9 protein-coding genes are annotated in these 12897 nt (G+C 53.1%); 4 read left to right on the top strand and 5 right to left on the bottom strand.

The features are described from left to right. Positions 1–61 precede the first annotated feature (61 nt). Positions 62–1282, top strand: coding sequence for a pitrilysin family protein (locus tag C8275_RS02180; RefSeq protein ID WP_106483909.1), 1221 nt, complete (start codon positions 62–64; stop codon positions 1280–1282). Positions 1283–1372: 90 nt separating this feature from the next. Here the strand turns inward: C8275_RS02180 and C8275_RS02175 are convergent, their stop codons facing one another. Further along, on the bottom strand, positions 1373–1795 hold the full coding sequence (locus C8275_RS02175; protein WP_022384981.1) for a DoxX family protein: 423 nt from the start codon (positions 1793–1795) through the stop codon (positions 1373–1375). Positions 1796–1937: 142 nt separating this feature from the next. Between C8275_RS02175 and C8275_RS02170 the strand changes: the two genes are divergently transcribed. After that, positions 1938–2777: an alpha/beta hydrolase gene (locus C8275_RS02170; RefSeq protein WP_106483908.1), complete on the top strand. Its 840-nt coding sequence runs from the start codon at positions 1938–1940 to the stop codon at positions 2775–2777. Between the two features lie 113 nt (positions 2778–2890). Beyond that, entirely contained in the window at positions 2891–3139 is a 249-nt protein-coding gene (locus C8275_RS02165) for a hypothetical protein (RefSeq protein WP_106483907.1), read from the top strand. 189 nt (positions 3140–3328) lie between these two features. Here the strand turns inward: C8275_RS02165 and mutS are convergent, their stop codons facing one another. Next, positions 3329–5947 carry a DNA mismatch repair protein MutS gene (gene mutS / locus C8275_RS02160; protein ID WP_106483906.1) on the bottom strand — a complete coding sequence of 873 codons (2619 nt, stop codon included), beginning with the start codon at positions 5945–5947 and terminating at the stop codon, positions 3329–3331. A gap of 350 nt (positions 5948–6297) precedes the next feature. On the opposite strand from mutS, the gene C8275_RS14775 reads away from it, so the two are divergent. Then, the gene (locus C8275_RS14775; protein WP_022384974.1) at positions 6298–6519 is read left to right on the top strand and encodes a hypothetical protein; all 222 of its coding nucleotides are present in this window, start codon (positions 6298–6300) and stop codon (positions 6517–6519) included. Positions 6520–7431: 912 nt separating this feature from the next. On the opposite strand, the gene C8275_RS02150 is transcribed toward C8275_RS14775, so the two are convergent. The 3 genes from C8275_RS02150 to C8275_RS02140 form a co-directional block, all read right to left on the bottom strand. After that, a complete protein-coding gene (locus C8275_RS02150) occupies positions 7432–11166 on the bottom strand; it encodes a cell surface protein (RefSeq protein ID WP_106483904.1) in 3735 nt (1244 codons plus the stop codon). A 110-nt stretch (positions 11167–11276) separates the two neighbouring features. Further along, on the bottom strand, positions 11277–11609 hold the full coding sequence (locus C8275_RS02145; RefSeq protein ID WP_234395685.1) for an AraC family transcriptional regulator: 333 nt from the start codon (positions 11607–11609) through the stop codon (positions 11277–11279). Positions 11610–11697: 88 nt separating this feature from the next. Further along, entirely contained in the window at positions 11698–12792 is a 1095-nt protein-coding gene (locus C8275_RS02140) for a site-specific integrase (RefSeq protein WP_199881844.1), read from the bottom strand. Positions 12793–12897: the final 105 nt, after the last annotated feature.

Raw genomic sequence — 12897 nt, 5'->3', positions numbered from 1 at the left:
TGCCCGTTGTCGGCGGAAGCGTTACCTTTGCAGGCTGAAACCTGATCCGAACGAAAAGAGCATGGAACTGAATCAACATACTTTGCCCAACGGACTGCGCATCATTCAGGCACCATCGGCTACCCCCGTGGCATACGGAGGCTTTACCATTGATGCCGGGACGCGCGACGAGGCGGACAACGAACAGGGCATGGCGCACTTCGTGGAGCACCTCATCTTCAAAGGGACGGAGAAGCGTCGTGCCTGGCACATCCTGAACCGGATGGAGCGCGTCGGGGGAGACCTCAACGCCTTCACGAACAAGGAGGAGACAACCATCTATACGGCTTTCCTCGCCGACGATTTTGCCCGGGCGGCAGAGCTGCTTGCCGACATCACCTTCCACAGTGTCTTCCCGTCTCATGAAATCGGACGCGAGGTAGAGGTCATTCTCGACGAGATACAGAGCTACGAGGACAGTCCGTCGGAGCTGATATTCGACGACTTCGAGGAGCTGCTCTTCCACGGACATCCGCTGGGGCGCAACATCCTGGGTGACCCGGTCCGCTTACGTGGTTTCGGTTCAGCCGACGCGCTGGGATGGACACGCCGCTTCTACACGCCTTCCAACATGGTGTTCTTCCTGCGTGGCAATGTGGACTTCCGTCGGGTGGTGCGTACGCTGGAGAAGCTGACGGGAGACCGGGAGCCGGGCACGCCCAACCGACGTACCCTTCCGCTACCTCCCTACGAACCTGCTTCACAGACGCTGCGGCGCGACACCCACCAGGCACACGTCATGTTGGGCAGACGGAGCTACGACGCACACAGCAACCGACGCACGGGACTGTACCTGCTCAACAACATCCTGGGAGGACCGGGCATGAACAGCAGACTGAACGTGGCGTTGCGCGAGCGTCGCGGACTGGTCTACAACGTGGAGAGCAACCTGACGTCGTACACCGACACGGGGGTGATGAGCATCTACTTCGGTTGTGACCCTGCCGACGTGGGTACCTGTCTGGAGCTGGTCTATAAGGAACTGGCACGCCTGCGCAACGTCCGGTTGACGGACGCCCGGCTGTCAGCAGCCAAGAAGCAGATCATCGGACAGATAGCCGTGGCGAGCGACAACTTCGAGAATCTGGCACTCGACATGGGGAAGACGTTCCTCCACTACGGGCGTTACGAGGACAGTGCCGAGCTGTATGCCCGCATCGAGGCACTCACTTCGTCCGAGCTGCTTGACATAGCCAACGAGATGTTTGACGAGTCGACGCTGTCGACCCTCATTTATACATAGGACTGAACAACACAAAGAGGGAAGAACGGAACATGGCCCCAGAGGCATGTATGTTCCGTTCTTCCCTCTTTTCCGTCTGACGGGGATGGTTCAGTCGAGCACGCTACCCCGTGTGAGGGCATAACGTCCGCCTCCGGTGAGGCAGAGTGCACCGGCTCCGAGCAGGTAGAGCATGGGCAGTTCGACAGTCCATCCTCCCGTCATGGGGTCGACCGCAAAGAATTGCGGCAGGTGTACCATGAGGATGGCAACCACCATGTTGCCGGCAAAGACGACGGCAGCGAGGCGTGTCCACAGTCCGATGATGAGCATCAGCGATGCCACGACTTCGCCCAGGAGGGCACCGTAGGCAATGAAGGAAGGCAGCCCCATCCCGGCGAGCATGTCGCCGATGAAGCCCACCCCGTGAGTCAGTTTATGTACACCGTGGAAGAGCATCAGCCCGCCCATTGTCAGGCGCAGCACGAGCAGTCCGAGGTCGTTGCAGCGCAGGAAGTCTTTGTTCAGTTTCATACGTATTTCTCCTTTTATTAACTTGTTACGGCTGCAAAGATAAGTTACGGACAGGAATGTGTGCATTGATGAAGGTCAAGAAATGTTTCCGTCTCCGCCTCATCTTTGCTACATTTGCAGGCAAACAGACAACGAACGATTTATGATGAGACTCAAAAGCGTGGTTGCCGCTCTGGTGATGGTCCTCTGCGGCGTCGTAGCGTCGGCACAGACCGACTCTACCTTCTTTGTGAAAGGTTCCATGGGGCGGTTGGCTGCCCACTTGCAGCTGCCTGCATTGTCCCAGGGAGAAAAGTGTCACGTGGTGGTGATTTGCCACGGATTCACGGGCAACATGGAGGAGCCGCTCCATCGGGCACTGGCAGCCCGTCTGCTGGAGGAAGGCTTCGGGGTGATGCGCTTCGATTTCAATGCTCACGGACGGAGCGAAGGCAAGTTTGAGGAGATGACCGTCCTCAACGAAATCGACGATGCGATGGCGGTCATTGCCTGTGTGCGCAAGCTTCCGCAGACCGACGGCATCTCTCTCCTCGGGCATTCCCAGGGAGGTGTCGTCGCAGCCATGACTGCCGGACGGTTGGGAAGCCGTGTCGTGCAGAGGCTGGTGATGATGGCTCCTGCCGCCGTCCTGCGCGACGATGCCTTGCGTGGCAATACGATGGGTGCCATGTACGACCCGTGGCATGCCCCGGAATATGTGCAGCTGCCGTCGGGTGTCAGACTCGGACGTGCCTATATTCAGACAGCCATCAGTCTGCCTGTCTATGAGACGGCGGCACGCTATGACGGTCCTGCCCTCGTCATCCACGGTATGGACGACCGTGTGGTGCCTTACACCTACGGCGAACGTTTCCAACGCGAGATGGCTTTTTGTACCCTCAACCTCATTCCCGGCGAGAATCATGGTTTCGGTGCAAACCTCTCCTACGCCGTTTCATTGGTGGTCGACTGGCTGAAAGAAGCTCCGTTGATAATAAGATGAAGACCGTGTCGGTTAGAAAAATGTGAAAGGAACATGAAAGTTTCTAAAGGAATAAATTTGCTTAATGCTTTAGATTATGTATTTTTGTTCCAAAACACTAATAGTTCAAGTTTATGGGGAGATGGGAACAACAACAAGCGGAGCGAAATGAAGCGAAGGAGCGTGATAAAACACGTCGAGACAATCTGGCAAAGTATCTGTATGACTTATCCAAACTGGCTTTTGCCGGATTGGTGATTGGTAGTTTTGCAACTGTGTTCACAAAAGACAATGTAAATATAAGCCTGTTGCTGTACTCTGTTCTTGTGGGTTCTGTTGTGACTCTTTTGTTTGCTTGGTTAGGTAATAGAATACTAAAATGAGAAGCTTATGTTAATGCTTAGTATGGTATACACGATTGCACTGATTGTTGCAGGAATCTTTGCCATTTGGATTCACACCAAACGTGGTAAGAAGTGGCTGAAAGACTTATAAGACAGAGGCACAAAGATACGGAGAATATGAACCGAAGTCATCATTCCGTGTCTTTGTGCCTCTGACTTGATATCCCATCACCTCCCCTTCAGTATCTTCTTGATGTCGTTGAGCTTGTTGAGTGCTTCGAGCGGCGTGAGGTTGTTCACGTCGAGGTGGAGCAGCTCGTCACGTATCTGGCTCAACACCGGGTCGTCGAGCTGGAAGAAGCTCAGCTGTACGCCTGACGGGGCGGTCTCTACCTTCGGCACTGTGCTGTGGGCGATGCCCTGCTGACGGTTGTCGCGCTCCAGCTGCTTGAGGATCTCGTTGGCACGGTGGACGATGCTCTTGGGCATGCCCGCCATCTTTGCCACGTGGATACCGAAGGAGTGCTCGCTGCCGCCACGCTCCAGCTTGCGCAGGAAAATCACCTTGTTGCCCACTTCCTTTACCGAGACGTTGTAGTTCTTGATGCGCGGGAAGGTCTTCTCCATCTCGTTCAGCTCGTGGTAGTGCGTGGCGAAGAGAGTCCGTGCCTTTGCCTTCGGATGTTCGTGGATGTACTCCACGATGGCCCAGGCGATGGAGATGCCGTCGTAGGTCGACGTGCCTCGTCCCAGCTCGTCGAAGAGCACCAGACTCCGTGGCGACAGGTTGTTCAGGATGTTCGATGCCTCGTTCATCTCCACCATGAAGGTAGACTCGCCCACCGAGATGTTGTCGCTTGCACCGACGCGGGTGAATACCTTGTCGACCAGACCGATGCGGGCACTGTCTGCCGGGACGAAGCAGCCTATCTGTGCCAGGATGGTGATGAGTGCCGTCTGTCGCAGCAGGGCGGACTTACCCGCCATGTTCGGACCGGTGATGATGATAATCTGCTGGCTCTGTGAGTCGAGCAGCACGTCGTTTGCCACGTAGTTCTCCCCTACGGGCATCTGCCGTTCGATGACCGGGTGACGTCCCTGTCGGATGTCGATGACGTCGCTCTCGTCGATGACCGGACGCACGTAGTGATTCGCTGCCGCCACGTTGGCGAACGAGAGCAGGCAGTCGAGCCGGGCAATCTGGTTAGCGTTCACCTGGATGGTCGGGATGTATTCCGTCAGTGCCGACACGAGGTCGGTGTAGAGCTTGTTCTCCAGGATGAGTATCTTGTCCTCCGCTCCCAGTATCTTCTCTTCATATTCCTTCAGCTCCTGCGTGATGTACCGTTCGGCGTTGGCAAGGGTCTGCTTGCGTATCCACTCGGCGGGCACCTTGTCCTTGTGAGCATTGCGCACCTCGATGTAGTAACCGAAGACATTGTTGTAGCCGATTTTCAGGCTGGGGATGCCCGTCTCCTCGCTTTCGCGCTGCTGGATTTGCACCAGGTAGTCCTTGCCCGAGAAGGCGATGTGGCGCAGGTCGTCCAACTCCTGGTTCACCCCGTCGGCGATGACGCCTCCCTTGTTAAGGAGGACGGGCGGGTCGGGATTGATTTCCCGGGCGATGCGGTCGCGCATCACCTCGCAGACGTTGAGCTGTTCGCCGATGCGGCGCAGGCTGTCGTTCTTCGCCTTCTCACAGGCACGCTTCACCGGTTCGATGGCTTGCAGTGCCGTGCGCAGCTGCACCAGTTCGCGCGGGTTCACCCGTCCGACTGCCACCTTCGAGATGATGCGTTCCAGGTCGCCCACCAGACGGAGCTGTTCCTCGACCAGCTGTTTGAACTCCGGTTCGCGGAAGAAGTAGTCCACCACGTCGAGCCGTTCGTCGATGGCCTTCTTGCTCGTCAGCGGGAAGACCACCCAACGCTTCAGCATGCGCGCCCCCATCGGCGAGAGGGTCTGGTCGATGACGTCGAGCAGGCTTGTGCCTCCCTCGTTCATGCAACTCACCAGCTCCAGGCTGCGCACGGTGAACTTGTCGAGCCGCACGTAGCGTTCCTCCTCGATGCGTGCCAGCGAGGTGATGTGGCCGATTTGCGTATGCTGCGTCATTTCGAGGTATTGCAGGATGGCGCCTGAGGCGATGATGCCCATCTTCAGGTGCTCCACGCCGAAGCCCTTGAGGTTCTTTGTCTCGAAGTGCTTGAGGAGCTTCTGCAGGGCGGTCTGCTCGGTGAATACCCAGTCGTCCAGCTCGAAGGTGACGAACTTCGACCCGAAGTTGCCTTCAAACATCGGACGGCGACCGCGCTCGAAGAGTACCTCCTTGGGCGCGAAGTTGCCCAGCAGCTTGTCCACGTAGTCGGTTGTCCCTTCGGCGGTGAGGAACTCCCCCGTGGAGATGTCGAGGAAGGACACTCCGCACGCCTGCTTGCCGAAGTGCACGGCGGCGAGGAAGTTGTTCTCCTTGTAGTTGAGTACGTTGTCGTTGATGGACACACCCGGGGTTACCAGTTCGGTGATGCCACGCTTCACCAGTTTCTTGGCGAGCTTGGGGTCTTCGAGCTGGTCGCAGATGGCCACGCGCTTTCCGGCGCGTATGAGCTTGGGCAGGTAGGTATCGAGCGCATGGTGGGGAAATCCCGCCATCTCGACCACTTTCGACTGCCCGCCGTTGGCACGTTTGGTAAGGGTGATGCCCAGTATCTCGGAGGCGATGATGGCATCCTCCGAATAGGTTTCATAGAAGTCGCCGCAACGGAACAGCAGGACGGCATCGGGATGCTGTGCCTTGAACTCGAAGTACTGTTTCATCATCGGCGTAAGAACCACGTCGTTTGCCATGTATAGTATCTGTTTTTAGCGCAAAGATACACGACAATCGACAATTGGCAATTGACTACCGGCAATTCTTTCGCGAAGCCCCGTTGTGTCCTGTTGCCTGTCACGGGCAATGATTCCCGGTCTGCCGCTCCCTCCCTTCACCGTTCATTGACAAATGTCGTCCGTGTGCCCACACGGAGTAATAGTAATATATTATGTATATATAATAATTATGTAATATCTATCTTTTATCCTGATTAATGATTTTTCCAACTTCTTAAAAACTTTGATGTTATAGGTTTTATTTCTTAGGAAAAATGTTGTCGGATGTTAGCAGATGCTATACATTTGCTGCCATAAAATTTTATCTTATGTCACGGCTAAAAATGAGTGCAGAAACGACGGTTGACTCTTCCAGAGTGGAGGTTCCCTCCTTCCCCGAAAGTATCCCGGAAGGCAAAGGGGGTGAAGTATGCCGTAAAATGCTCCATTACTTGAACCAGAAACGCGTTTATCTGGACCGTAACCTGTCATTGGCAAAGTTCAGTTCAATAGTGGGTACGGCTATTGCCCGCATCTGCACAGCCGCCTGACCCCTGCTACACGGAAGTCCCTCTGCAAGGACGTTGCAGCCCGTTGTCCCTTCCCGCCGGTCCTTCCTCTGATACATCCTAATCCCATCATTCATAGGAGCCAAACAGAGAATTAGTATCATATTTTTACAATTCATATACGTTAGATTAGGGGAATTATCGGATGCACGCATCATCCGATGTAAGAGAAAGCGAAAGACCCTGCACACTTCCGACTTTGGTCAGTGCATGGTCACCCGACGGGAACGGGCAGCGCGGGCTGTCCGTTCTGCTGTCTTTGACATTCCGGAAGGCAAAACCGCCGTTTTCCTTCCATATTTTCCCGATTGGACGTTTTCAGCTAACGCGTACTTTTGAAAAAACGGGCAAACCAGCGCGTAAAGGTTAAATCCGATTTGCAATCTTCTTCCTTATCGCCCATTCATTTTTGTTTTATTCACACGAAACGCTTCTCTTTGACGCTCCAAACAATATTGTTTCACCCGTCAAACACTTGTGTTTGCTTCGTCAAACAATATTGTTTCACGACTCAAACAATATTGTTTCGCGATTCGATGTAAAGAATATGGAAAACCAATTCCAAAATAATGACATTGGCTCTCCAGAAGGTCTGCGGACGCATCAATTTTCAAACTATTAGATGGCACATCTTTTACTCCTATACCTTGCCTGTTTGCACACCACGCACGCTTCTGGGTGGACACAACGAAACAAAACAGCCGCTATCGGCGACAATGTGTATTTAGCGAATCGCCCGAGAAGGCCCTTCCCGGTCACCAACTCGTATTTTGGTGCAAGGAAGGCCCTTCTCGGGCGATTCGTTTGACACTTTGACATTTTGACACTACGGACAAAGGGCGACCCCCTTGCGGGAATCGCCCTTCGTATGAATAGTCAGAATAAGTTTAGAACTTATTCACCAGCACCTGCGGGATTGACTGTGATAGTCAAAGTAGTTTCAGCTACACCCCATCCGTATTCGATAGAAGCCGGGATGTTGATCTTATAGCTGTAACCAACCGGAGTACCTACGTTCTCGTACTTAACGGTGTTGCCTACTTGAGTCAATGTTACAGTTGACGGAAGTTTGCCACCATTGTAGTCGAGGTCGGTAGTTGCGTTTGCAGTATCAAGCTTCAAGTCGCCGAATACACCGTAGAAGTCCCAGTATGCACCGTAAGAGGTTACTACCTGAGTATTTTCCTTGGCGATCCACTGCCAGCAGCCTACGATATCACCAGCCTTGCCTTCGTAGTTCGGTTTCACAGCTGTGTGAGCCTTTTCTACGATGACCTTAGGAGCGTGAGACTTCGTGATTGCCGGATAGTACTTGATAGACTTGATTGTCTGAATTGTAGTTGTAGTAGCTACAATTTCGCTTGTATAGTTGTAGGCATCACAATAGTGTCCAGCGAGTTCATATGGTATACCAAACCAATCACCATCAGGTCGTGTAGAATACATGCCTTCGGTTACCAATGCATTCAAGGCTTGTTGTACAGCGGCTTCGCTATCATAGCCCTCTACTTCATAGTTCTTCACAACAACTTTCTTATCAAGAGGTATGCCTATATAGCTTTTCAATACCCAAGTGTAAGAAACCTTAACGTTACCACCATAAACCTTTTCACCCGTGAGGATTTCAACCGGTTCAGTCTGGATATCCCAGTAAGCAGGTCTGATAGTTTCTTCCCAGCCCGGGATTACAGTAGTCTTGTGAGCGCTGCGGTTGTGTGCCCAGAAGCCCCATTGAACGAGTTCCGTAGTAGTTTCAGGAGCAGTGATGGTGTAACCTCTCCAGTCGGTCAACATCTGGTAACCGCCGAAGTCAACCACGTCACCACCCGTCTTGGCATCCATTACAGTCTTGCCAACAGGCATGTTCAAGCTAACCGGAGTTACGAACTCAACGTTGAAGGTGTTAGCAACTACAACGTCGCCGCTTTCGAATTGAACTACGTATTCAACAACTGCGCTCAAACCTTCTTCGCTGTTGAGGGCTGCCTTGATGGCTTCGTTGTCCTTGTCAAGCGTAATGATTTGGTCAGCAGCCGTGTTGCCTTCGATTTCAACACCACCGGTGGTCATCTTCTCCTCACCGTTGTAGATACCAGCCAAGCGGAAGTATTCAGCGTGGCACTTAGGCAGTTTCTCGTCAAACTTCACAGTTGCAAATGCATCAGAAAGTTTGGTCTGGAACTGACAGTTGCTAGCATAGTCGGTTTCGCTGGCAGGACGGTTTACATTCGATACGAATGCAGTCTGGGTCTCGTTCCAGTAAACCTTATTGATGGTGAATTCAGGATTCAATGCCGGCAGAGTCACATTTACAGTGATGTTCAATGTGATATATTCGGGGAATTCAGAAGCAGCAAGCTTGTTCTTCAAGGTTACAGAACCGATGAATACAGAACCTTCTTCGCTGATTTCACCGAGGTTACGGTGGACGATGTTCCAAACAACCTTCTTCGTAGCAACACCTGCACTTGCAGAACCGTCAACTACATCAGGAGTCATACCAGAGGTAGGTTCGCCGTCCTTCGTAACATTTGCATGATCGAATTCATACATGTTCCAGAACTCTTCGTGGCTCAAGGAAACATCGCCTCTAGAAGACTCGATCTGACGGTAAACGTTTTCACGCATCCACTCTTCGTCAAGTTCGAAGGTAGTCTGAGTATTTTCGCAATCGTAAGTCAGGTCTTTAACAATACCGGCAACGTAGTCAGCAGCCTTTTCAGCAACAACCTTTACCTTAACGAAACCACGACGAACAACGCGACCAGCCTCGTCAACCAATTCTACGCGGAGAATCGGGGTACGACCGATAGCTTCACGCTTGATTTCGTCAGAAACCTTGTACAAACCAGCTTCTTCATCGGTACATTCGATGACAGTCTGTTGGTTCGTGATGGTAGCATCTGTCGGGATGTTATACTCAGTAGTAGCAACAGCGAAACGATAGCTCAACTTGTAAGCATCCGTATCAAATGCAGTGTGCTTGGTTGCATCCTCTTCTTTTTCGTTCAGACAAGTAGCAATAAGCTCTTTCAAGTTGAATTCCTTGTCATAGATTACTTCGTAACGAACAGCATCCTCCTGAGCACCTGATACAGTAGTCGGGAAGTGAGCGGCATCGCCACGAGTCTCCATATCCTTGTTCTTGTTGTCAGAGATGAAGAGATCACCTTGAGTCACAATATCATCATATACGCGAACATACGGAGAAGTTACGACAGCACCGGTCTCCCCTTCATCGATGGCCTTACCTTGCAGCGTAGCCTGCAATGCAACGAGGTTAACCTTGTCGCCGTTATCGTCGCTATTCTCGGTCGTATTCAGACGACGGAGGCTGAAGTCTACCGTACCCTTTTCTACGTTAGCAACAGGAGTACCTTCAATTTCAAGCAATTTTGTTGCGGCAACATTAGCACGAGTAGTGATAACTTCTGCCTGACGGTCGATATATTGATAAGTAGCATTCTTCTCGAAGTCGAAGCTGGCAGGATTGAAGTGATAACGTGCTTTAGCCAAAGAAGCTGTAGAGAAGTCGATGTCAAGTTTGGCATCCTTCACATCCGTGTCTTCAGCAACGTTTTTCATATCACCGTATTCCAAAGAGTTGAATACGATAGCCTCTACACCGTCAACAATGTAGTCCGGAGCAAACGTGATGCTGTTCAGACGGGCAGTAACCAAGATGTGGAGTTGAGACAGGTTGTTGTCGATTCTGTTGATATCCGTACGAATATCGGCAACGTCACCCTTCAACGTGTTAATGTCAGCTTTGGCAGTAGCGATGTCGGTTTTATTAGTTGCAACATCAGTCTTCAACGTGTTGATGTCAGCAACCGTACCGTCGATGCGCTCGTTAACAGCTAAAATATCCTGATTGAGTTCAGTGATGTCAGCTTGCAAACCGTTCTCAGATAGCAAGTTAGCATATTGCTCCAACGTAGCTTTTTGTACTTCCAAATCAGTAGCACCGGCAGTCAAGGTAGCCAAGAGGTCTTTGATGTTTCTAATCTCGTTGGTGTTGCTGGTGATGCGTACATCCAGTGCAGAAGTGATTTCGTCTGCCAATCCGGTTTCGATACCTTCGATGCGTCCGACAAGCTCAGCCAATTCACCTTCCAATTCACTACCCAGTGCATCGAGCTGTCCTTTCAAAGTAGTCACAGCAGAAACGTCAGCCTTGTTAGCCAACAGACCTTCTACTTCAGCTTTGTAAGCTTCCAAGTCAGCGGCAGCAGCAGCGATGGCATCAGCTTTAGCCTGCTCTGCAGCGGCCAATGCAGCAGCAGCATCAGCTTTAGCCTGTTCAGCCTCAGCCTGTGCAGTAGCGGCAGCAGCAGCGGCTTCATCACCACGGCTCTGTGCGGCATCTGCAGCAGCCTGTGCTTTGGCAGCAGCATCAGCGGCAGTCTTTGCATCGGCCACAGCTTGGTCTGCTGTTGTCTGAGCAGCTTGTGCGGCTGACTGCAATGTGTTCAGTTGCGTCTGTAAAGTCTCACCGAGAGTCGCGTTTTGGTTGATCAGCTCGCGAAGCTCATCAATGTCGTCATCGTAGTCTTTACATGACGTAACCACCCCTGCTGAGAGCAAGGCTGCGCTGAACAGGAGTGCATTCATAAACTTTTTGTTCATAATAACTAAAACTTTAAATTTAAAGATTTAACAATTAATTTAGTTCTCATTCTTACTTATTCGTGGTTGCTACCGGCTGAGGGAATTGCCGGTTGCCCGGATTGTCAGAGTCAGGTGTGAGCGTACTGTGAGGATGGGAGTCCCGGCTGTGCTGTGCTCTTCGAGGTCCGTCCGTCGGACACTTCTTCCAACTCCTCCAATCTGTCGGGGCGACGCTCCAGGACATACTGGTAAGGCGTGATACCCTCATATTTGCGGAAGGCGACGTAGAAGGTGCTCTTTGACGAAAATCCGCAGATGAAGGGGATGTCCTTGAGCTTGTACGTGTAACACGTCAACATCCGCTTGGCATACTGCACCCGGTACCAGTTGAGGAGTGATTTAAGGTTACATCCGAAGATTTGATTGACGGCGTTTGACAGATAGGTAGTATTCGTACCCACTACCACACCCCTTCGGAGAACCCTTTACCGGTGAGCAGGATGGACTGCCGCAACGTCGGGGCAGGTGACCATCCGGTGACCGGACCTGCTACTCCCACTCCGGGTCAAGCTCCAGTGTAGGCAGGCTGTCGACCGCCTTCCGCTTGAGTTCGTCGGCGATGTGGATGTACTTCTCCGTGTGGCGGATGGTGGAGTGCCCTGCCAGTTCGGACGCCGTCTTGATGTTCGCCCCGTTGAGGAGCAGGTTCGTCACGAACGAGTGGCGGGCACAGTGGAAGGTGATGTGCTTGTCGATGCCCGCACTGCGCATCCACCGCTTGAGCACCCTGCCCGCGTAGGAGTACGAGGGGAGGACAAAGAGACGTCCGTCCGTTGCAGGACGGCGGGCACGGAGCAGCGCCAGGGCGGAGTCGTTGAGTGCCAGATGGAGGACCGCCTTGCTGGAGTGTCCCTCCACCTTCTGCTGCACCAGGTGGAGCATGCGTCCTGCCTCGTCGACACTCTCCGTCCGCAGAGCCACGACGTCACACCAGCGCAGCCCCGTCATGCAGGCGAAGAGGAAGGCACGCTTCACCTCGGCGTGCAGGCAGGGCACGGTGGCGAGGCGGCGTATCTCGTCCTGGGTGAGCACCGCCTTGGTGAACTCGTTCTGCTGCACGAGGCGGACGTGTGCGGCGGGGTTGACCTCCATGTAGTGCTGCTCCACGGCGAAGTCCAGGCACTGCTTGAACTTGTTGAAGTAGCCCGTCGGTGTGTGCCCCGAGAGATGCTCGCGCAGGTAGTCGTAGAACTTCAGGCAGAACGTCCGGTCGATGCGCCAGGTGTAGAGCGGACGGTTGGCGGTGAAGCGGACGAGCTGTGCACAGGCAGCCTGCACCATCTTGATGTCCTTGCGCCGGTACTGGGCGATGAAGGCGGTACAGACGTCGCGCAGGTCGGTGTGCGCGTTCCCCTTCGTGGTGCGGATGCCGCTGCGCTCGGTGATGAGCTCCAGTTCGCGGCGGCTGCGCACGGCGAGTGCCATCTTCATCTTCTCGCGGTTGAGCTTGCGTGTGGCGGTGTCGACGGGGTCCTCCAGCGTCAGGTGGAGCGACTCGCGCCAGCGTTTGTGTCCGAAGCTGAAGTTCAGGTAGAGCGCCACGCGTCCGCCTGCCAGCTTCCGTTTTTCAACAGTAATTCCCATAGTGGTAAATTGATTAGGTGATTGTTCCGCCCCTGCCCGTCTCCTCCCACGCGGAGGAGGCATCGGGGGCTTTCGTGCGTTTATGATATGGGAATTATGCGAGAA

It is taken from the genome of Bacteroides sp. Marseille-P3684 (assembly GCF_900291465.1).
GTDB lineage: Bacteria > Bacteroidota > Bacteroidia > Bacteroidales > Bacteroidaceae > Phocaeicola_A.
The sequence above is the reverse complement of the archived record's forward strand: the minus strand, read 5'-3'. Positions and strand labels throughout refer to the sequence as shown.